We start from the raw sequence: 20,766 nt of genomic DNA, 5'->3' as shown, positions 1-20,766 counted from the left end.
ATGATTGTGGTGCTCAATACCATGATCAAAAACCAGGAACCATGGCGGGCTGAAATGGCTTAATTTATGGAATTGACACCACAGTCACTTGTTAGAGCTTGAATTTCTTCTAAAAGTTGATTTTTTTCAGACTCATCCGCATTTCTAATATCTTCTATTAACTTTTGAATCGGCGACACACTCGTAGAGATTTTCTTTTTCTTTTCAAGCACATCTTTCAACCTGTATAGCTTGCACAACTTAATAGTTTCACAGCCTTTATCGTCCCGACCTTCAAAAATAACTCCTTCATGTATATTTATGCTAACAAAATAATCATCAAAATGAGGGTGAATAATTGTAATATTTGACCCCGTTCTTGGATAATACTTTATTTCCTTACGTAAGACGTTTTTAGTACCCTTGGATGTATTGCAGCCAGGACAGGAAAGCGCAAGATTTTTTGCATGGAAGGTAAACGCTGGGTATTTTGACTTTGGAATCACATGTTCAATATCGACCTCTTTTATATCAAAGCCAAGAACCCCTCTACAGTAGCAACACTGATTGTCTTGCTTCACTCTCAGGTGTTTAATAATATTTTTCTTAATTGATTCAAACGTTACTTTATCCCAGTCCTTGTGGAATCTAAAGTGATTTTTAACAATATCAGCCTCCCATTTAGAGAGCAAATAAGGTTCGGATATTTTTGTATACATCTAGCTACCCTTCAAATCAATCAACGTCACAATCACGTCCTTAAGAGGATCAACTTTTTTAAGGTTTGGCAAATGCTTTTTTAATATTGACAGTAGATGTGAAAATCTATCGCTACTCAGCTTCCCCTCAGCCACAAGCTCCAAAGCTTCAGAAATATTTTTTGAAAGGTAATAATTTCTAGTAGATGGTAGATCAAATACGTTAAGAAGAACATCTTCGGCTGACAAGCCTTGTGTCTCTCCATTTATATAATCTACAGCTATTGAAGAGTGCTTTCCTTCCTTGAAATGAACGACACTTGAGCGCTCCAACGGCAGATCAGAAACAAGAAAATGAGAGTGCGTTGCTATTACAACATGGCACCCCTTTCTCAGACTTATAATTCTATCTATTAACTCTATATATCTATATTGCCACGAAGGGTGCAAGCTAATCTCCGGCTCATCAATAACAACTAATGAGTTGTCTTCTAGATTTGGCACTAGAGCTATCAATGTAGATAATATACTCGCTTCACCAGAGCTTGCATCTGAAAAATCAAATTCTCCGCCGCCTTTTTTGTATAACCTGATCTGAGGACCTCTTACTAACTCAAATCGCCTAAGGTCTTCCAATAAAGAATATAGTCGAGCTTGTTGAGAGCCTAGTTTGCCTTTTTCTCTAATTTCATTCTCTTCTGAAAAATTCACCAAGAAAGAAAACTCCAATCTCTTCTTGGGAATATCTGAATGAGCTAAAATTAAGTTATAAGTCTCAGCCATCTGGGACCAATATGAATCATCTTGTTCTTCAATTAATTTATAAATAGAGCTCTCCCTAAACCCTCCCCGCCTCAGAGCATACTCAACTATGTGTTCTTTGAATGATGCCCCTGTTAGATCCTGACTTTCGTTTTGAATAATCCTAGGCTTCCTCACTTCGTAAGCGAGCTTCATTACTGGCTCGTAGTTGAGATAATCAAAAATGTGTCTAAAGCTTTCGTTGTGGCCGTAATCACCCACATGAGAGAGAAACGTCGTAACTGCTCGATCCATAAGAGCTCTGTTTGATGCCCCGCTCATAAACTTCGGACCTAAATATGTATAGTAATCCCTTTTTTTTGGAGAGCTTCTTTCTAGCTGTCTACGCCTATTATAGTCGTCAACTGAAAACTTATCGGATATGCTTGTAGTAATGGCTATAACCTTGGACGGAATCTCGATATTATCTTCAGGCCATAGGCTCTTGTTTAGTTTTCTGTCAAGTACTTTTTGACCAATCTTTCTCTCAACAATGTGGTTTTTATCTCCAACTAAATAGTTTAAATTATAATAAATTCGCGCTCGTCTTTTTCCTTCACCTATATCTCTAAAGGCTTCGACGAGACTTGAAACAAACCTGCTTTTTCCTGTCCCGTTGTTGCCTATTATTACAGTAAAATAATTACCTGTAGTATTTTTGCTGTTCTTAAATAATGATACCGAGGGAGTTTTAAGGCTTTCCCCTTCAACCGAAAAACTATTTATTCTGAAACCCATTTTAGATCTCAACTAATTAATATATTTATAGCGCTCTAACGAGGCTGTAGAAAAACTCATTTCCGAGCCAGCTCTACTGCCCTCTTGTTCGTTTATTCGACCCGGCCAGTAATCAGTCTGGCCATCGTGTTTTGCTCATTCGATCAGCTAAATCATTGCATCAGCAATGACCAAGAGCAGATTTTGTCCCTAAATGGGGCTAATTATCGGCCTTTTTCGCGCATTCATGCCGCCAACTGTCCGTAATTCGCCAGTTTCTCGATGTTGTGCACTAGGCAATACAGCTGCCACTGGCCCTGTATTTTTTTCTTACCGCGCAGACTGAAGCGATTCAGGCGCTTGGTTGTGCCGATGTTGCCGAACACGGGTTCTACCACTGACATTCGGTGACTGTAGATCTCTTTGCCTCTCGGGCTATCCACCCGGTGCTTCATCCAGTCGGTGTAGTTCGGAGACCGCTTCTTTTCGATGGTGAATGACACCTGGCGTCCGGAGCCCTTACGGTGATTGGCGGAGGCCGGGTTTTGCATGCATCGTTGTTTCTTCGGGCAATACCGGGACTGGAGCAGGCGACCTTCGAAGTGAACGCGGGTCTTACCATTCTCGGCTTCCCGCTGGCCGCGGTAAGTAAGAGTTTCGCCGCTTGGGCAAATACAGGTCAGGCTTACCGGATCGAATTGGAACTCACCGGCCGGAATGGTTTCTTTCCAACCTGTGCTCGGCAGGTTCTGGTGCCGCTTGCCGTACTTGTCTTTCTGTTGTGCGAACTTTGGGTCCCGGCTCCGGAATTTGTTGTCCGGCACGTAGCCATTGATCTGGCGCTCATGCAGGTACTTCATATTGGGTTACTCGTCTCTTCCATGAGACTCGCCCTGCGGGCCAGCCTGCGGCTGTTCAAATTTGCTCCCATCAAATTTGTCATTCGCGAAGCCGGTATCCGCCGTAACGATGGCGCCTTGCTGGTAGATGTTTTCGGCAATGCCCAACTTCTTGAAGCGGGTTTCAACGGTTTCCAACACCGGCTGCAGGGTGTGGTGCTCCTGCCCTTCCCCGAAGGCCTGGGCATCAATGATGATCTGGTGTTTCTTGTCCACCGTGGCCACGCCGTTATAGCCCTGGATCGTGCCCTTGCTGGTGGTCATCTTGGCGCTTTCGTTATCGGTGAGGTTGCTCTTCACTTCCTTGCTCGGCTTCCCCCGGCCCATCCTTGGGCGGTTCGTCTTTAGGAAGCGGTCCACTTTGTTCAGGGACTCATCCAGCGAGAGGATCGTTTTCGCCCGGCGGTGTCAGTAACAGTGCTAAAAGTCCGTAAATTGTCAGGATAGATTGTCCTCCCGACCCGCATGGCCTTTTCTTGAAGGTGACGAAACCTGAAAGGAAAAGACTCATGCAAAGCCGAGAGGACTTTCTCATGATAAAGCAACTACGGGTACAAGGGGCACACATCGTGGACATTGCCCATCGGATTGGCTGTTCAGAGCGCACGGTGCGCCGGTATCTGGCTCTACCGGCACCGCCTACGGGCAAGCCCAAAACGCGTCGGCCCAGCAAGCTGGACCCCTTCAAGCCATTTATCGATCAGCAGTTGGCTAACGAGGTCTGGAACGCCGAGGTCATTTTCCAGCAGTTGCGGGAACAAGGGTACAGCGGTTCCTCGACCCTGGTTCGCGAGTACATCCAACCCAAGCGTCCCCTGCGGGCCAGTAAGCAAACGGTTCGATACGAGACGCAGCCGGGCAAGCAGCTACAGCATGACTGGGGCCAGATCCGGACCGAAGTCGGTGGCCGGATCTGTACCGTCAACATCGCGGTGAACGTGTTGGGCTACTCCCGATACCTTCACGTCTGGGCTGGCCCGCGCCAGGATGCCGAACACACCTACGAGTCCCTGGTGCAGGCCTTCCGGTACTTTGATGGCGTCCCGGCCAGTGTTCTGGTGGATAACCAGAAGGCGGCGGTGGTTCGTCACGACCGTGATGGCAAGGTCACGTTCAATACCGGCTTCCTGGAGCTGGCCAATCATTATGGGTTCGTTGCCAAAGCCTGTCGCCCTCAGCGCCCCAGAACCAAAGGCAAGACCGAGCGGATGGTGGGCTACGTAAAGCACCACTTCTTCCAGCGGTACCGCAGCTTCGACAGCTACGCACACCTGAACCAGTTGCTGGAGCAATGGTTAACAACCTGTGCCCATCAACGTCTGCTGCGGCAGTTCCAGCAAACACCGCTGGAGCGGTTCGACGCCGAGAAGCCACACCTGCTGGCAAGGCCAGCAACGGACTTCGACACCCGATATTACGATGTCCGCCATGTTAGTTGGGATGCCTACATCGATGTGCGGGGAAATCGGTACAGTGTGCCCGCTCAGTGCTGTGGGCAGCAGGTCACGATCCGCATCAGCCTGGACGATGAACTGACCGTCTACGACATCCGTGGCCAGTAAATGGCTCGCCACCGACTCACGGATCGCAAGGACGGCTGGCAGGCCATTGAGGACCACCATAGTCCCTTGTGGCAGGACGTGATGCCGGTGCAGCACCGAAGCCTGGCGGTGTATGAGGAGGTACTGCAATGAACCTTGACCAACTCCTCGACCGGCTCAAGATGGACCACCTGCAAGCCACGCTGGACAGTCTCTGTGAACACGCCAGCAAGAAAGACCTGAACTACCGGGAGTTCCTGGAACAGGCCCTGGCCCAGGAATGGGGTGGTCGCCACCAGAAAGGCCTGGATACCCGCCTGAAACAGGCCCGTCTGCCCTGGATCAAAACCCTGGAGCAGTTCGACTTCAGCTTCCAGCCGAGCATCGACCGCAAGCTGATCCGGGACCTGTCAGGGCTGGGGTTCGTGGAGCGCAATGAGAACGTTGTATTACTGGGCCCGCCCGGGGTGGGTAAAACCCACCTGGCTGTCGCACTTGGCGTGAAGGCTGCCGAAGCGGGGCATCGCGTTCTGTTTATGACTCTGGACCGCCTGGTCAGCACCCTAATGAAAGCGCGGCAGGAAAACCGGCTAGACCGGCAATTGCAGCAACTGAGCTACCCGAAGGTCCTGATCCTGGACGAGATCGGCTACCTGCCCATGACCCGGGAGGAAGCCAGCCTGTTCTTCCGGCTGATCAATCGTCGTTATGAGCGCGCCTGCACCATCCTGACCTCGAACAAGAGTTTTATGGACTGGGGCGAGGTGTTCGGGGATCAGGTCATCGCCACCGCAATACTGGACCGGCTGCTGCACCACTCAACGACACTGAACATCAAGGGCGAAAGCTACCGGTTGAAGGACAAACGGAAAGCCGGACTCGTTCCCGGTACTACTCAACAACAGGAGGAATCTGACGACACAGACAATCAAAAAGCGGTCACTGAAAACTGATGAAAACCGGACAATCTAAACTGATAAAATGCGGTCAAAACTCACCGTTGTTGACAGCGGATATCGCGATCCAGTTCGGCTTCGGTTTCCGCCTCGTCCTTTTCGTAGTGTTCCTTTAGATGGTGGCGGATCAAGCGCCGCAGCTTATCTCGTTTTTCGCCCAGTTCCTTGAAGGTGCCAGACCATTCCTTGGCGGCGTTCGAGGACATTTTGCAGCCGTCGATGGCGAAAAGCTCATTGCCCAACAGACCTTGCTCGTGACACACCAGCAGAATCTGCTCGAACAGCTCTTCGATTTCGTCAGCATGGCTGCTGACGAATTTGGCCAGGGTGGTGAAGTGCGGAACGGTATCGCAGGACAGTGCCTTGAAGATGATGTTGGTCTCGCAACACCACTGCATCTCGCGGCTGGAGGTGATGCCCTTGGAATAGGCGAACAGGATGATCTTCAGGAGGATGGCCGGGTCGTAGGCCAAGCGGCCCGTGTCTTCGTTGCGATACTTGGGGTGAAACACCGACAGGTCCAGCTTGTGCTCGATCAGGTAATGCACCGCGTGTTCAAAGGTGCCGGGCTGCAGCTGTTCCTGGTAGTTGATCACGACCATGGCATCCTGGTCGTAGTTGTAGTGCTTGAAGCGAGGCATCTGACAGCTCCTTGTCCGTTTGCCTGATCCTACCAAACTGACCCTCTGATTCGGAGTTTTTCTACAGCCTAACGTCTTGGCTTTGCGGCGCAGCGGAGCGCCAGCGCAGGTGCGTCCGCCAACAGCCACTTGTTATGTTGGCGTATCCATTGTCGCCTGAACTTTAGCACGAGACTCTTCAAACGATGATCGAAAATGTGGCTCAAACTCTTGCTCTAATGTCATCGATATGGTGTCTAAATGAGAGCATATGTAGCTGTCCAGAGTAGTAAAGACACGAGCAATCTGTGATTTATAATTCTCCATACCCAAAAGCTCATCGAGCACTTTTAATGAGTGAAGATGTGCATTTATGGCGCGCCAAGATGCAAAAAGACTCTCATAGCACACCAAAAAATCAAAAGACCGGCGACCAAATTCTTTGATGATCAGGTTCGGGTCTTCGTTGCCTTGATAATGAGTATGAACTGAACAAAACTCAGCAGCATGATGACTTAAAATACTATTCAGCGTCCTACCATCCATTGTCGGTATTTCACGTTTTAACTCAGACTTAATCACCGATGCAAAAAACTCGATATCAGATTCAATTTTTGTAACTTTAAAGTGTCGAGTGTGTATTGCTGCTGCTTTTGATGATCTCTGAGCTGAAAATATAGAAAGCTAACAGATATAACAGTAATTATTGGACCTAAAATGCCACCAAAGAAACTTCCCATTTCAGCCCATTTTGTATGATCGCTCCACAATCCGATTCCGAATTGGCTTACGTAAAGATAAACGGGAATTAGTAGAGCCAAGAAAAAAGTGATACCTAAAATTCTCAATCACATACTCCTAAAACATAACGCTTTTGTTCAGCGGTGCCCTTGTAGCGCAGCGAAAAGGGCATCCGGTGGAGGGCCGCGAGGCCCGGAACGAACTGGAACTACTGGTTAGAAGCACTGTTGCTAGCCGTAATAGACATACCTGCGACAATTCCAATCCGTGGCGATTTTGTTTTTTTCATATAGCAATCTGAAGTTTGGATAGAGGTCTTCAAGCAAGGTCCTCCCATCTGAACCGACGTCTGCAGAAAGACATGAATGAATGGTATCCATCAGCTGGCCATACTCATGGTAGAAAATTCTGAGATCGAGCGTACGTTTTAGAGCTTGCTCAGAAACTAAATCTAAAACCTGAGCTATTCGGTCTATCGCCCCATCATCGGGTGGCCCTTCCGTGTACAAGGCTGAAAATGGGATTTGACGTCCATCTTCAGAAACAAAATGGCCCGGCTTGGCACCCGCTGGCTCAGATGCAGCATGGAATAGCTTAATCCACTGCTCAAAATCCTGTGTTGGTATGCTATCTCGGAAAAGCTGGATCATACGGAAGCTGTTTTCAAGCCTGCGCTGGCTCTGCCCCCGGGAGTAGGTGAGTAGTGCGACTACCCCACCAATCACGCCAAGCCCCAACATCAACCAACCGCGAAGCTCTGTAATCAAAGATATCTCCCTACATCGAGCTTCTAACGCCCGCAGCACGCGCGGCTTTGGAATGAAGGCGAAGCCGCAATGGCAAAGACGTCGCTGTGACTGCGATTGTTATACGTGACTTTCTGTATGCAGTGAAAGAATCCTACCACCATCTTATATCCACTTATTTATCACCGTTTTTATTTTTTGATATTGTAAAGTTAATGAGCTCAACAGGGACCATGCTAAGCTTTATATCGTTGTATTTCAAAACATTCCTTAGCCGCTCATAAGTCAGCTTCAAATCATATTTTGCCATCAGAGGCAAATCAGCCTTTTTTGGAGCCGGCTTTTTGTTGTCGAACAAAATCCACATTTTAACTGAATAATCTTTTCCAATAACCTCAGGCTGGTTTTCTTTAACATGCTGAAGAACAGCACCCGCATTACCGTTACCGGAATTACTAATGTGATCTCGTATTTCCTTCAGAAAAACTTCGTCTCCTAGGAAAAATTCACAATAGAACCGTGCTTGGGAAAATAGGTAGTTTATCGCATCCGCGCCACCATGCTTTTTTACATGAATAATCCACGCAGGATCATTTTCCCTATACTCAAAAATATCACAAAACTCTTTATCTTTAGATCCTTGACCTATGCGCAACTTTGCCTGATCAAATAGAATGGCGTTGTCATTCATTTCACAGTATTTTTTATTGAAAACCTCCTCCCTGTTTTGGTTTCTTTCACGATCTGCAATGCTAATGTTCTTAAATTGATCAGAAATATCTTCTTCTTCGATGACGTCATCTATAAAGCTAGTAATTAGGTTATAGAACTCATCATCAACTTTCCTCCAAACACCGTTTGACAATACAAAATATTCTCCTTCACACTCAATCTCCGCGACCATGCAACGATATAACTCCCATTTTTTATAACCAAGGATTTGGTCTTGCTCATGGGAATACGCATAAATATACTTTTTCTTGATATCGTCTGGCGTGAGAGCATTGAAATCCAGTACGTTATTGGTATTTAGTTGAGAAACGTCTATATGGGAGTATATTTTGTTTTCTTTTTTGTTGTAGTTTGTGTAGGAAAAGCTAAATTCATCGTCGGCGACAAACTCTGGAATAGATAAGTGAATTCGGTCGTACTCTTCAGCTTTAATCTTCTCGGCGAGCATTAAATCAAGCTCTTCTGATTTTTCTTTTTCTATATTCTGAAGATTCGGATAATTCGGGAAAAGCTCCTTATATTTTTCGATTCCATATTCCTCTATAAAAATCTTTCCATACTCAATAAGTTTATCCCAAGACAGCTTTTCATCACCTATTATCTTAAGAGTTAAACTGTCTTTTCCCTGCAGTGTCGCTTTGCTATTATCCGGAAGGTGTGCGGATATATATTGCAGAAATTCGGTTTCATTTAAACCAAAAGAAAATGAGTCGGACGGCTTGCTAAGTTGTCGATCAATATTTTGAGTAGTTATGGCGTGCGTGCTGCTTTTGGTTTGCCTCAGCTCTTTATTGCCGCACATATTCATTGCGGCCTTAATGCCGAAATCATCAAGAAATTGAAACTTCCTTAGAAGGGTGCCTCCTCCTATTCCAAAAGAAGCAGCCAATATTCTGGCTTCGATATTAATCAGTAATAGCCCGCTCGGCCGCTTTGAATATGAATCAAAGTATATTTTTTGGCCATCTTCATTCAGTTTACTATTTACGAAATCTAGCCACGGGGGGTTTTCTGGTTTGACAGTGGTGGCATGTTTGCAGAAAAACCTAACCGGATACCCATCGACTTCAAAATCTCTGATTTTAAAATGATCGCTCTCATTTGGTAGCTTGGCTTCATCTATAACATCAGCAAAGGTCTTCCCCTCCTTTGCTAAATATATTGATATTTTCCCTAGCTCGCTAGCCATGCAGCCCCCCCTTGATCCACCGTGCTATATTTCCGCCATGACGTATAACGCCAGCAGCAGGGGCGCGACGTCAGGAGCGTCCCTTGCCTGCACTGGTTATGAGTGATGCCCTCTCAACGAGCTGCCTACTATACGTTGAGATGAACCGATATTTTTCTTTTATCTGGTCAATAATAATTCGATGATTCTGAGCACTTATCGACTCGTCAAAGGTCATCATCTGATACTGCCTGACCAAGTCGATCTCTTGGTTCAGCGTATTGATTCTATTTGATATTTCCCAAATTACTGTTTGAGTATCGCTATCAAAGTTCAAGATGAATTGAGCGTTAGCTGCCGTATATGGCAATTCATACTTTTTGAGACTCAGCCCGACAAAGTTTTTTTGCGCTTCCCTAGTATTCCGCTGATCGATCTGAGCCGATGACAATTCAGCTGTTTCACCGATCTGGGCGGCTAGTTCTTGGAAGTAGTTGTCGCCATTATCTCCAAGCCGTTCAAATTCATCTCGGCACCAGACCACCATGTCTTTCGACAAGTTCAATGAGCGACTCGCACAAAGGAAAGAGATAATTACTAACTGCCGGGAGAGCTCTCTCATCTCAACCGCGACCTGTTGCTCAACCGCCGGAAGTTTCCGTTTTACCGAGATATGCTGCTGAATTGCTGGGGCTAGGAGCCCAAGTAACCAGCCTAGCATCAGAGCTAAAAATTCACTGAGGCCCAAGTTGTGGCTCCTTTTTACTCATAACAGTGAATTATACGAACCCATTCGCCTTTCACGCATTCGCATAATTCCGCAATTTTCCGGGGAGAATAAGAAGGGAATTCCTGAAGGGAAACAAGCAGCTAACCCCAATCCACCACGGCTACCGCAGGAGTTATGCGCCCTGTTCTGAGCCACCCCTGCTCACTATCGTGGGCGTATAACTCCGCCCATGTCCTTTGCTGTTATCAACCTTATCAGAAGGTTATCGCGATTTCCCGGGCCTGTTGCGAATCCGTTCGTATAACTCCGCTCAAATTTGACCTGAGCCAATAAAGCTAGTTTGGAAAAAACGCGGAAACGGAGGTAAGAGACAGCATCAGATAAAGTGGGAGCAACAAAACGGTCAACAGCCGACCATGACATCGCGGGAAAATCACTATTTAAATCTGGAAAATCAAGGGGATAGATCAGAAAAGAAAATGGCGGTGGGCCAGGGATTCGAACCCCGGGAGGGCTACTAACCCTCGGCGGTTTTCAAGACCGCTGCATTCAGCCACTCTGCCAGCCCACCGTCTTTTTTGATGGAAACGGGAGCCCGTTTCCGTGCTGCCTTGCGACAGCGGTGAGAATCATACCGGAATCGCTTGGCGTGTCAACGCCCCGACTAAAAAAACAAGACAAATCCGGTGTTTCGGCGCTGTTGGGCGGTTGTGGCGAAGGATTACTGCGGTGTAATGGAATCCATTCTCGCTTTTTCTGTCGTAAATGTTTGAAAGTTGCGGTTTCGACCTTATGATGAGTCACAGAAACCAGTTACATTGAACGGAGAGAACCATGCAAGACAAACGTTTCGGCGTTCAGAACAACCAGGCGGCCTATTCGCCGTCCAGTGAAAGCGCCAGTACCGGCATTGGCATCAGCGATGACGCCAAGAAGGTTCTGCGCAACACTTACATGCTGCTGGGTATGACCCTGGCCTTCTCTGCCGTGACTGCGTTCCTGAACATGAACGGCACTCACCCCGGCTTTCTGATCACCATCGTCGGTTACATCGGCCTGCTGTTTGCCACCTATAAACTGAAGAACAGCCCCTGGGGCATTGTGACCACCTTCGCTCTGACCGGCTTCATGGGTTACACCCTGGGTCCGATCATCGGCGCGTTTGTGGCCGCCGGCGCTTCGCAAATTGTTGCCCAGGCGCTAACGCTGACTGCCGTGGCGTTTGTGGGTCTGTCTGCCACCGCCCTCATCACCAAGAAAGACTTCAGCTTCATGTCCAGCTTCCTGACCGCTGGCGCATTCGTGCTGATTGGTGCCATGGTTCTGGCGTTCATTATGGAAAGCTCCGCGCTGCACCTGGCGGTGTCTGCCGGCTTCACCATCTTCGCCTCCATCATGATCCTGTTTGAGACCAGCCAGATCATCAAGGGCGGCGAGCGCAACTACATCATTGCCACCGTGGGCCTGTACGTGTCCATCTACAACCTGTTTGTAAGCCTGCTGCACCTGCTGGCTGCGTTCAGCGGCGAAGACTGAGTTAACCGCCCTCACCGGGTTCCCTGAACCCGGGACTCCCGAAACCCCGGCCTTTGCCGGGGTTTCTTCGTTCGGTACACTGCTTTTTCTTTCAAACGGTTTTGTTGAACTTACCGGGAACCCTGCCCGCATGTCTTCCACGGCTTTGAGTTACACACTGGTGATTACCGGCGCACCCTGGGCCTCGCAGGCGCCGCAAACGGCTCTGGAGTTTGCCCGCGCGCTGTTGGCTGCCGGCCACCGGCTGGACCGCGTTTTTCTGTATGGCGACGGCATTCACCTGGCCTCCGCCCTGGCCACGCCCCCGTCTGACGAGCCCAACTGGCCGCGCCAGTGGGCGGAGTTTCTGGCGGCACACCAGGTGCCGGCGGTGGCCTGCATTGCCTCGACCCTGCGCCGGGGGCTGGTGAATGAAACCGAGCAGGCGCGCTATGAACTGCCGGCCAGTAACCTGCTCGCCCCGTTTGAGATTGCCGGGCTGGGCGAGTGGGTCGAGGGCCGGCTAAAGACTGATCGTACGGTGTATTTCCACGGGAGCGGCGCATGACTACGTTGATTGTGATCGACCAGGCGCCCTACGGCAGCTGGAGTGGCCGCGAAGCGTTGGATATGGCTTTTTCCCTGGCGGCGTTTGACCAGCCCGTCAGCCTGCTGTTCTGCGACGCCGGGGTGAACTGGCTGCGCCAGGGCCAGCAGGCCACGGAGCTGGGCCAGAAAACCGTGGAGAAAAACCTGGCGGCCGCGCCCATGTTCGGTGTGGAAGCCATTCTGGCCGATGGCCCCGCCTGCCAGCGCTACGGTCTGGACGACAGCAACCTGCTGGCCGGTGTTACCCGGGTGGAAGCGGTAGAACCGATCATCGCCCGCCACACAGACGTGCTGTTTGCCGGCTAACCCCGCGAGGAACCCATGACGGACACACCGAATACTCATACCCTGCACTTGCTGAACAAGGCGCCCGAACATTCACGCTTTGCCCGTTGCCTGCAAAGCCTGCAGCCCGGCGACAGCCTGGTGTTGATGGAAAACGCCGTTCTGGCACTGGCGAACTCAGGCCTGTCCCTGCCAGAGCCGTGTTATGCGCTGCAGGCCGATGTCCGGGCCCGGGGGCTGAGCACACTGAACGGCCGGCATACCCTGATTGATTATCAGGAACTGGTTCAACTGACCGCCGACAACCCACGCATCATCAGCTGGTAAAACCATGACAGACACCACCCTGCCACTGCGCAACAACGAAGGTTTTCTGGAAAACGCCGGCGACTGGAACCGAGATGTCGCCGTTGCCATTGCCGGTGAAGACGGCATCAAGCTGGACGAAAAACACTGGGAAATCATAGAGTTTCTGAGGGATTTTTACAGCGAACATGAAATGTCGCCGCCGTCGAACCGGCTGTTTGTCAAAGCCGTGAAGGAAAGCCTGGGCGAAGACAAGGGCAACAGCATCTACCTGATGCAGCTGTTCCCCGGCACCCCAGCCAAAACCGCCTGCCGCATTGCCGGCCTGCCCCGCCCGACCAACTGCCTGTAAATCCCCCGGGAATTATCCGGGCACAAAAAAGCCCGCAGGGCGCACAGGCTCTGCGGGCTTTTGCGTACCAGTGCGGGTAAACCTTACTGGTAGTAAGCGTTCTCGGTGTAGGAATGGTCGGTCACATCACGCACTTCGGTGATTTCCGGCACCACTTCCTTCAGGGTTTTCTCAACGCCCTGCTTCAGGGTCAGGCTGACGGCGGAGCAACCCTGGCAACCACCGCCAAAGCGCAGTACCGCAACCGACTCGTCAACAATCTCCACCAGTTGCACATCACCACCGTGGGCCGCCAGGTTCGGGTTGATTTCAGTGGCCAGCACGTAGTTCACGCGGTCTGGCAGCGGTGCGTCGTCAGACACCTGGGGTACCTTGGCGTTCGGCGCCTTGATGGTCAGCTGGCCGCCCATCTGGTCCTTGGAGTAGTCCACGTAGGCATCCTCCAGGAACGGCACCGAGTTGTGGTCCAGGTACAGGGTGAATTTCTCAAGGTCCACCTGCTCGTCGGTCGGCACGATCTCGTTCGGCGGGCAATAGGCGAGGCAGGTTTCTGCGTTTCGAGTGCCCGGCTGGGTCACGAAAATACGCACGCCCATGCCTTCAACGTCCTGTTTTTCGATCAGTTGTGCAAGATAGTCCCTTGCTGAATCAGTTACTGTTACCAAAGCCATACGACCTACCTGTTATCAAGTGTTGAGACCATTTTAAGAGACTTGGCGGTAACTTGAAAGACCAAGTAAAATAGTCGGGCATTAACTGCCTAATGAGTTTTACGTATCAACCAGCCGGCGAAATGACGTTCGTCAACATGCCTGAGACCTTTCCGGCCTTTTTTGCTATGATCCGGCGCCGGTTCTGAAACACCTTTTTACTAACGATTTCTGGAATTTCCTTATGACCGATCGCACAACCCGCCTGCAACAACTGCACACGGCCCTCAAAGAACGCATTGTGATTCTTGATGGCGGCATGGGCACCATGATCCAGAACCAGAAACTGGATGAAGCGGCGTTCCGTGGCGATCGGTTCAAAGACTACGAGCGTGAGGTTCAGGGCAACAATGACCTGCTCAACCTCACCCAGCCGGCGCTGCTGAAAAACATCCACGCCGACTATCTGGATGCCGGCGCCGACATCATCGAAACCAACACCTTCAACTCCACCCGGTTGTCCCAGGCAGATTACGGCATGGAGGACCTGGCCCGGGAGCTGAACGTGGCTTCCGCAAAGCTCGCCCGTGAAATCGCCGACGAGTTTACCGCAAAGAACCCGGACAAGCCCCGTTTTGTTGCCGGCGCCGTTGGCCCCACGTCCCGCACCGCGTCTCTGTCGCCGGACGTAAACAACCCCGGCTACCGCAACATCGACTTTCAGACGCTGGTGGATAACTACTACGAAGCGGTGTCCGGTTTGGTTGAGGGTGGCGTTGATCTGATCCTGATCGAAACCATTTTCGACACGCTCAACGCCAAGGCGGCCATTTACGCCATCCAGCAGTTCTTCGAGGATGAAGGCTTCGAACTGCCGATCATGATTTCCGGCACCATTACCGATGCCTCCGGCCGCACCCTGTCCGGCCAGACCACCGAGGCCTTCTACAATTCCATTGCCCACGCCAAGCCCATTTCCGTGGGCCTGAACTGCGCCCTGGGTGCCGACGCACTGCGCCCGTACGTGGAAGAACTGTCCAACAAGGCGGAAACCTACGTCTCCGCCCACCCCAACGCGGGGCTGCCCAACGAGTTTGGCGAATACGACCAGACCCCCGAGGAAATGGCCGAGATCATCGAAGGCTTTGCCCGCGATGGTTTTCTGAACATCATCGGCGGCTGCTGTGGCTCCCGCCCGGACCACATTGAAGCCATTGCCAAGGCGGTTTCCAAATACCCGCCCCGCCAGATTCCCGAGCGCCCGAAGGCGCTGCGGCTGTCCGGCCTGGAGCCGTTCACCGGGGATGAGAACACCCTGTTCATCAACGTGGGCGAGCGCACCAACGTTACGGGCTCCAAGCGCTTCCTGCGCCTGATCAAGGAAGAGCAGTACGAAGAGGCCCTGAGCGTGGCCCGGGACCAGGTGGAAAACGGCGCCCAGATCATCGACATCAACATGGACGAGGGCATGTTGGAGTCGAAAGAGGTGATGGTCACCTTCCTGAACCTGGTGGCCTCGGAGCCGGACATTTCCCGCGTGCCACTGATGATCGATTCGTCCAAGTGGGACGTGATCGAAGCCGGCCTGCGCTGCATCCAGGGCAAGGCGGTGGTGAACTCCATCAGTCTGAAGGAAGGCGAGGAAGAGTTCATCAAGCGCGCGAAAGACTGCATGCGCTACGGCGCCGCCGTGGTGGTCATGGCCTTTGACGAGGACGGCCAGGCCGACACCTTCGAGCGCAAGACCGAAATCTGCAAACGCTCCTACGACGTGCTGGTGGGCATCGGCTTCAACCCGGCCGACATCATTTTCGACCCAAACATCTTTGCCATTGCCACCGGCATCGAGGAGCACAACAACTACGCGGTGGACTTCATCAACGCCACCCGCTGGATTCGGGAGCACTGCCCGCACGCCTCCATCTCCGGCGGCGTGAGTAACGTGTCCTTCTCCTTCCGGGGCAACGACGCGGTGCGCGAGGCCATCCACTCGGTGTTCCTGTACCACGCCATCAAGGCCGGCATGAACATGGGCATCGTGAACCCCGGCCAGCTGGTGATTTACGACGAAATCGAGCCGGATCTGAAAGAACTGGTGGAAGACGTAGTGCTCAACCGCCGCGAGGATTCCACCGACCGCCTGCTGGAGGCGGCCGAGAAGTTCAAGGGCAAGGGCGGCCAGGCAAAGGAAGAAGACCTGGCCTGGCGCGAATGGCCGGTGGAGAAGCGCCTGGAGCATGCCCTGGTCAAAGGCATTACCAGCTACATCATTGACGACACCGAAGCCTGCCGCCAGAACGCCGAGCACCCCATCGAGGTGATCGAAGGCCCGCTGATGGCTGGCATGAATGTGGTCGGCGACCTGTTCGGCGACGGCAAGATGTTCCTGCCCCAGGTGGTAAAAAGCGCCCGGGTTATGAAGCAGGCCGTGGCGCACCTGATCCCCTACATCGAGGCGGAGAAGTCCGAAGGCCAGCAGGCCAAGGGCAAGATCCTGATGGCCACGGTCAAGGGCGATGTGCACGACATCGGCAAGAACATCGTGGGCGTGGTGCTGCAGTGCAACAACTACGAAGTGATCGACATGGGCGTGATGGTGCCCTGCGACAAGATCCTGGAAAAGGCGAAGGAAGAAAACGTTGATCTCATCGGCCTGAGTGGCCTGATTACCCCGTCGCTGGATGAAATGGTGCACGTGGCCCGCGAAATGCAGCGCCTGGACTTCAACATCCCGCTGATGATCGGCGGCGCCACCACCTCCAAGGCCCACACGGCGGTGAAGATCGAGCCCCAGTACAAGAACGACATCGCCCTGTACGTGTCGGACGCCTCCCGCTGCGTGAACGTGGCTTCGCAGCTACTGAGCCGCAAAACCAAGGACGAGTTCGTGGCGGCGGCCCGCACCGAATACGACGAGATCCGCGAGCGCCGCAAGAACCGGGGCGACCGCACCAAGCTGGTCAGCCTGGAGGAAGCGCGCCAGCGGGCACCGGAAATCGACTTCGACGGCTATCAGCCGGTTCAGCCGGCGTTTACCGGTGTGCGGGTGTTCGACGACTACAAGCTCGAGGAGCTGGTGGATTACATCGACTGGACACCGTTTTTCATCTCCTGGGACATTGCCGGCAAATATCCGGCGATTTTCGACGATCCCAAACGGGGGGAAGCGGCCCGGAACCTGTTCGACGATGCCCAGAAGCTGCTCAAGCGCATGATCGAGGAGAAACGGGTCACCGCCAGGGGCGTGATCGGTTTCTGGCCGGCCAATCGCCGGGGCGACGACATTGTGGTGTATACCGACGAGTCCCGCACCGAGGAGCTGACCACCCTGCACCACCTGCGCCAACAGGATGACAAGGCACCGGGCAAGCCAATGATGGCGCTGTCCGACTTTGTCGCACCGGAGAGCTCACACCTGGGGGATTACGTGGGCGGCTTTGCCGTGACCACCGGCATTGGCGTGGACGAGTTGACTGAAGAGTTCAAGGCCGCCAACGACGATTACAGTGCCATCATGGTCCAGGCCCTGGCCGACCGGTTGGCGGAAGCCTTTGCCGAGCGCATGCATGAGCGCGTGCGCAAGGAATTCTGGGGCTATGCCACCGACGAACAGATGGAAAACGAAGACCTGATCAAGGAACGCTATCGCGGCATTCGCCCGGCTCCCGGCTACCCGGCCTGCCCGGACCACACGGAAAAGGCCACGCTGTTCAAGTTGCTGGATGCCACGGCCAATACCAGCCTTGAGCTGACCGAGCACTTTGCCATGTACCCGACGGCAGCGGTGTCCGGCTGGTACTTCGCCCATCCGGAGTCAAAATACTTTGCCGTGGGCAAGATTGGCGTTGACCAGGTTGAGGACTATGCTGAACGTAAAGGCTGGTCCAAAGCCGAGGCCGAGCGCTGGCTGATGCCAAGCCTGGCTTACGACCCGGCGGAGTAACAACCGGGCCGGCATGGGTTCAACAAGGGGCGTTCAATGAGCAACCCGGATAACCGCGAAGATGGTCCACCCCGCAAACCCGGGGTGGGCAAAATCCTGCAGAGCGTGCTGGCCGGCGCGCTGGGTGTTCAATCGGAAAAACGCCGGCAGGAAGATTTTTCCAGCCACAGCCCGGTGCCTTACATTATTGCCGGGCTGTTGTTCACCACCGTGTTTGTGGTGTCGCTGATCGTGATTGTCAAACTCGTGCTGGCGAGCCAGTAGGCTTCAAACGCGCCCTCACTGGCCCGACACCCACACCACGGCAAATGCCACCGCCAGTACCACCAGTAAAACAGCGGCTACGGCATCCGCCTGGCTGTCTGAACGCATGGACTTCTTCATAACACCTCTCCTTCCGGTCGCTCCGGTAAAGTTCTTGTTGTGACCGGTCTCATTCTCATTTAAGCCGCCAGAGTGCTTTTCGTCCAATAACGGTGCGGGGCTACTTATCGCCTGAATCGATAATGTTATGTTGAAATAATCATTTTGAGAATAAAAACACAGTGGTATCCTGCATTTCAGTAATAACAGGCAGGATTTTTACTCCATGTACGTATACGACGAACACGATCGAAAAATGGCCGCCGAGCGGGTCGAACAATTCCGCGACCAGACACGCCGCCGGCTGGCCGGTGAGCTGGCAGAAGAAGAGTATTTGCCGCTGCGCCTGCAGAACGGGCTCTATGTTCAGCGCCACGCACCCATGCTGCGGATTTGTGTTCCTTACGGCATGCTGCGTTCCGACCAGCTGCGCCGCCTGGCGCGCATTACCCGCGATTACGACAAGCGCTTTGCCCACTTCACCACCCGCCAGAACCTGCAACTGAACTGGCCGGAGCTGGAACAGGTGCCGGATATTCTGGCGGAACTGGCGGAAGTGGAAATGCACGCCAACCAGACCAGCGGTAACTGCATCCGTAACACCACCACTGACCAGTTCGCCGGCGTTCAGTCCGATGAAATCGCCGACCCGCGCCCCTATTGCGAGCTGATTCGCCAGTGGTCCACCTTCCATCCGGAATTCGCGTTCCTGCCCCGTAAATTCAAGGTGGCGGTGAACGCCTCCGAGAAGACCGACAGGGCCGCCATCCAGGTGCACGACATTGGCCTGCAGCTGGTGCGCAATGACGCCGGTGAGCTGGGTTTCCGCGTTCACGTGGGCGGTGGTCTGGGCCGCACGCCCATGGTGGGGCCGGTGATCCGGGAATTCCTGCCGGAGCTGGACCTGCTGACGTACCTGGAAGCGGTGCTGCGGGTGTATAACCGCTATGGCCGCCGGGACAACAAGTTCAAGGCCCGTATCAAGATTCTGGTGAAGGCGCTGACCCCGGAAGGCTTTGCCGAGAAGGTGGAAGCCGAGTGGGCCCACATCAAGGATTCCCCGACTCGCCTGACTCCGGAGGCCATTGAGCACATCAAGGGCTTCTTCACCGAGCCGGCCTACGAGCAGCTGGAAAACGCCACCGATCTGCTGGCCAGCCAGCGTTTCGAAAATCGCGAGTTTGACCAGTGGCTGGCCCATAACGTGGACACCCACAAGAAGCCGGGCTACGCGATTGTTACGCTGACGCTCAAGCAGACCGGCACACCGCCGGGCGATGTGAGCGATGAGCAGCTGGACCAGATTGCCGACCTGGCCGATGAGTACAGCTTTGGCGAGGCGCGGGTGACGCACCACCAGAACGTGGTGCTGGCCGATGTGCGCCAGGACCGCCTGTTCGAGCTTTGGCAGTCCCTCAAGCCGAAGGGTTTTGCCACCGCCAACCTGCACACCCTGAACGACATCATCTGCTGCCCGGGTGGCGATTACTGCAACCTGGCCAACGCCAAATCCATTCCGGTGGCGGAAGCCATCCAGCGTCGCTTTGACGACATGGATTACCTGTATGACCTGGGTGAGATCGACCTGAACATCTCCGGCTGCATGAACGCCTGTGGTCACCACCACGTGGGCAACATCGGCGTGCTGGGCGTGGACAAGAAAGGCGATGAGTTCTACCAGATCAGTCTGGGCGGCTCGTCCCACCACGATGCACAGATCGGCAAGATCCTGGGGCCGTCGTTTGCCCGCGAGGAAGTGCCGGATGTGATTTCGAACATTGTGAATGTGTACGTTGAGCAACGTACCAGTGAAGAGAGTTTCCTGGATACCTATCGCCGGATCGGTATCAAGCCTTTCAAGGAGCGGGTTTATGCCTGAGTTAATTACTGCGGACGGCGCGTTGCGCCAGGATGACTGGGTTGTGGTGCCCCGCCCTGAAGAGGGCGAGGCCCTGGCCCTGCCCGATGACAAGCCGGCGCTGGTGCCGGCGGATCTGTGGCTGGAAAACGAATCCACTTTTGCCAACCGTGCCGATATTGGCGTGTGGTTCGACAGCCACGACGAGCCGGAGATTCTTGCCGGTAAGGTTAACGAGGTACCGCTGATTGCGGTGAATTTCCCGCGTTTTGTGGATGGCCGTGGTTACAGCATTGGCCGGCTGCTGCGGGAGCGTTTTGGCTATGAGGGCGATCTGCGGGCCATTGGTGATGTGCTGCTGGATCAGCTTCAGTTTATGAAGCGTTGTGGTTTCAGCACGTTTGTGCTGCGGGCGGATAAGGATGCCTCACAGGCGGCACGGTATCTGGATTTCTTCAGCCAGACTTATCAGGCAGCTTGGGATACCGACTTGCCGTTGTTTCGGCGGCGGGCTTCTTAGAGTTCGCCTCTGGCCCTTCGTACCTCAAGCTCGGGGT

17 protein-coding genes, 1 tRNA gene and 3 pseudogenes are annotated in these 20,766 nt (G+C 52.8%); 11 read left to right on the top strand and 10 right to left on the bottom strand.

All coding sequences use genetic code 11. From position 1 onward, the window contains the following. Positions 1–59: 59 nt before the first annotated feature. The 3 genes and pseudogenes from BMZ63_RS07495 to BMZ63_RS07485 form a co-directional block, all read right to left on the bottom strand. Positions 60–698, bottom strand: coding sequence for an HNH endonuclease (locus BMZ63_RS07495; protein WP_091703784.1), 639 nt, complete (start codon positions 696–698; stop codon positions 60–62). Next, on the bottom strand, positions 699–2,216 hold the full coding sequence (locus BMZ63_RS07490) for an AAA family ATPase (protein ID WP_091703781.1): 1,518 nt from the start codon (positions 2,214–2,216) through the stop codon (positions 699–701). A 224-nt stretch (positions 2,217–2,440) separates the two neighbouring features. Then, positions 2,441–3,499 (bottom strand): annotated as a pseudogene (locus BMZ63_RS07485) (transposase); the annotation flags it as partial. A gap of 104 nt (positions 3,500–3,603) precedes the next feature. Here BMZ63_RS07485 and istA point away from each other — a divergent pair. Then, positions 3,604–4,788, top strand: a pseudogene (gene istA, locus BMZ63_RS07480) (IS21 family transposase). After that, on the top strand, positions 4,785–5,588 hold the full coding sequence (gene istB / locus BMZ63_RS07475) for an IS21-like element helper ATPase IstB (RefSeq protein ID WP_091703778.1): 804 nt from the start codon (positions 4,785–4,787) through the stop codon (positions 5,586–5,588). The pseudogene istA and the gene istB overlap by 4 nt, the downstream one beginning before the upstream one ends. Positions 5,589–5,644: 56 nt before the next feature. Here istB and BMZ63_RS07470 read toward each other — a convergent pair. From BMZ63_RS07470 to BMZ63_RS07450, 6 genes and pseudogenes are all read right to left on the bottom strand, one after another. After that, positions 5,645–6,232, bottom strand: a pseudogene (locus tag BMZ63_RS07470) (transposase); the annotation flags it as partial. A gap of 132 nt (positions 6,233–6,364) precedes the next feature. Beyond that, entirely contained in the window at positions 6,365–6,793 is a 429-nt protein-coding gene (locus tag BMZ63_RS14870; protein ID WP_143072200.1) for a hypothetical protein, read from the bottom strand. Positions 6,794–7,182: 389 nt separating this feature from the next. Further along, positions 7,183–7,719 carry a hypothetical protein gene (locus tag BMZ63_RS07465; protein WP_091703777.1) on the bottom strand — a complete coding sequence of 179 codons (537 nt, stop codon included), beginning with the start codon at positions 7,717–7,719 and terminating at the stop codon, positions 7,183–7,185. Positions 7,720–7,873: 154 nt separating this feature from the next. After that, positions 7,874–9,619 (bottom strand): DUF6119 family protein, encoded by a 1,746-nt coding sequence (locus tag BMZ63_RS07460; protein ID WP_091703774.1) that lies wholly within the window; start codon positions 9,617–9,619, stop codon positions 7,874–7,876. Positions 9,620–9,689: 70 nt separating this feature from the next. Beyond that, entirely contained in the window at positions 9,690–10,346 is a 657-nt protein-coding gene (locus BMZ63_RS07455) for a hypothetical protein (protein WP_091703772.1), read from the bottom strand. Positions 10,347–10,808: 462 nt separating this feature from the next. Beyond that, a tRNA-Ser gene (locus BMZ63_RS07450) sits at positions 10,809–10,899 on the bottom strand. Positions 10,900–11,162: 263 nt separating this feature from the next. On the opposite strand from BMZ63_RS07450, the gene BMZ63_RS07445 reads away from it, so the two are divergent. The 5 genes from BMZ63_RS07445 (at position 11,163) to BMZ63_RS07425 (ending at position 13,395) form a co-directional block, all read left to right on the top strand. Further along, the gene (locus tag BMZ63_RS07445; RefSeq protein ID WP_091703769.1) at positions 11,163–11,864 is read left to right on the top strand and encodes a Bax inhibitor-1/YccA family protein; all 702 of its coding nucleotides are present in this window, start codon (positions 11,163–11,165) and stop codon (positions 11,862–11,864) included. 130 nt (positions 11,865–11,994) lie between these two features. After that, on the top strand, positions 11,995–12,411 hold the full coding sequence (tusD, locus tag BMZ63_RS07440) for a sulfurtransferase complex subunit TusD (protein ID WP_091703767.1): 417 nt from the start codon (positions 11,995–11,997) through the stop codon (positions 12,409–12,411). After that, positions 12,408–12,758 carry a DsrE family protein gene (locus BMZ63_RS07435; protein WP_091703765.1) on the top strand — a complete coding sequence of 117 codons (351 nt, stop codon included), beginning with the start codon at positions 12,408–12,410 and terminating at the stop codon, positions 12,756–12,758. The genes tusD and BMZ63_RS07435 overlap by 4 nt, the downstream gene beginning before the upstream one ends. Positions 12,759–12,773: 15 nt before the next feature. After that, a complete protein-coding gene (gene tusB, locus BMZ63_RS07430) occupies positions 12,774–13,064 on the top strand; it encodes a sulfurtransferase complex subunit TusB (RefSeq protein WP_091703763.1) in 291 nt (96 codons plus the stop codon). A 4-nt stretch (positions 13,065–13,068) separates the two neighbouring features. Continuing rightward, the gene (locus BMZ63_RS07425; protein ID WP_091703760.1) at positions 13,069–13,395 is read left to right on the top strand and encodes a TusE/DsrC/DsvC family sulfur relay protein; all 327 of its coding nucleotides are present in this window, start codon (positions 13,069–13,071) and stop codon (positions 13,393–13,395) included. A gap of 83 nt (positions 13,396–13,478) precedes the next feature. Here BMZ63_RS07425 and nfuA read toward each other — a convergent pair whose 3' ends face one another. After that, positions 13,479–14,066, bottom strand: a complete 588-nt coding sequence (nfuA, locus tag BMZ63_RS07420) for a Fe-S biogenesis protein NfuA (protein ID WP_091703757.1) — start codon at positions 14,064–14,066, stop codon at positions 13,479–13,481. 223 nt (positions 14,067–14,289) lie between these two features. Here nfuA and metH point away from each other — a divergent pair, with 223 nt between their 5' ends. The 4 genes from metH to BMZ63_RS07400 all read left to right on the top strand — a co-directional run bounded on the left by metH (position 14,290) and on the right by BMZ63_RS07400 (position 20,729). Next, entirely contained in the window at positions 14,290–17,988 is a 3,699-nt protein-coding gene (gene metH / locus BMZ63_RS07415) for a methionine synthase (RefSeq protein WP_091703755.1), read from the top strand. A gap of 36 nt (positions 17,989–18,024) precedes the next feature. Beyond that, positions 18,025–18,252: a DUF2970 domain-containing protein gene (locus tag BMZ63_RS07410; RefSeq protein ID WP_091703752.1), complete on the top strand. Its 228-nt coding sequence runs from the start codon at positions 18,025–18,027 to the stop codon at positions 18,250–18,252. Positions 18,253–18,577: 325 nt separating this feature from the next. Beyond that, positions 18,578–20,230 carry a nitrite/sulfite reductase gene (locus BMZ63_RS07405; protein ID WP_091703749.1) on the top strand — a complete coding sequence of 551 codons (1,653 nt, stop codon included), beginning with the start codon at positions 18,578–18,580 and terminating at the stop codon, positions 20,228–20,230. Continuing rightward, a complete protein-coding gene (locus BMZ63_RS07400; protein WP_091703746.1) occupies positions 20,223–20,729 on the top strand; it encodes a DUF934 domain-containing protein in 507 nt (168 codons plus the stop codon). Before BMZ63_RS07405 ends, BMZ63_RS07400 begins: the two co-directional genes overlap by 8 nt. Positions 20,730–20,766: the final 37 nt, after the last annotated feature.

This window comes from Marinobacter persicus (genome assembly GCF_900114155.1).
Classification (GTDB): Bacteria; Pseudomonadota; Gammaproteobacteria; order Pseudomonadales; family Oleiphilaceae; genus Marinobacter; species Marinobacter persicus.
This window is presented reverse-complemented; position numbering and strand designations above follow the sequence as displayed.

Excerpts from the sequence above, each read along its gene's own strand:
- BMZ63_RS07495 (WP_091703784.1), bottom strand. The coding sequence starts at position 698 with ATGTATACAAAAATATCCGAACCTTATTTGCTCTCTAAATGGGAGGCT.
- BMZ63_RS07490 (WP_091703781.1), bottom strand. The coding sequence starts at position 2,216 with ATGGGTTTCAGAATAAATAGTTTTTCGGTTGAAGGGGAAAGCCTTAAA.
- istB (WP_091703778.1), top strand. The coding sequence starts at position 4,785 with ATGAACCTTGACCAACTCCTCGACCGGCTCAAGATGGACCACCTGCAA.
- BMZ63_RS07460 (WP_091703774.1), bottom strand. The coding sequence starts at position 9,619 with ATGGCTAGCGAGCTAGGGAAAATATCAATATATTTAGCAAAGGAGGGG.
- BMZ63_RS07445 (WP_091703769.1), top strand. The coding sequence starts at position 11,163 with ATGCAAGACAAACGTTTCGGCGTTCAGAACAACCAGGCGGCCTATTCG.
- tusD (WP_091703767.1), top strand. The coding sequence starts at position 11,995 with ATGTCTTCCACGGCTTTGAGTTACACACTGGTGATTACCGGCGCACCC.
- BMZ63_RS07435 (WP_091703765.1), top strand. The coding sequence starts at position 12,408 with ATGACTACGTTGATTGTGATCGACCAGGCGCCCTACGGCAGCTGGAGT.
- tusB (WP_091703763.1), top strand. The coding sequence starts at position 12,774 with ATGACGGACACACCGAATACTCATACCCTGCACTTGCTGAACAAGGCG.
- BMZ63_RS07425 (WP_091703760.1), top strand. The coding sequence starts at position 13,069 with ATGACAGACACCACCCTGCCACTGCGCAACAACGAAGGTTTTCTGGAA.
- nfuA (WP_091703757.1), bottom strand. The coding sequence starts at position 14,066 with ATGGCTTTGGTAACAGTAACTGATTCAGCAAGGGACTATCTTGCACAA.
- metH (WP_091703755.1), top strand. The coding sequence starts at position 14,290 with ATGACCGATCGCACAACCCGCCTGCAACAACTGCACACGGCCCTCAAA.
- BMZ63_RS07410 (WP_091703752.1), top strand. The coding sequence starts at position 18,025 with ATGAGCAACCCGGATAACCGCGAAGATGGTCCACCCCGCAAACCCGGG.
- BMZ63_RS07405 (WP_091703749.1), top strand. The coding sequence starts at position 18,578 with ATGTACGTATACGACGAACACGATCGAAAAATGGCCGCCGAGCGGGTC.
- BMZ63_RS07400 (WP_091703746.1), top strand. The coding sequence starts at position 20,223 with ATGCCTGAGTTAATTACTGCGGACGGCGCGTTGCGCCAGGATGACTGG.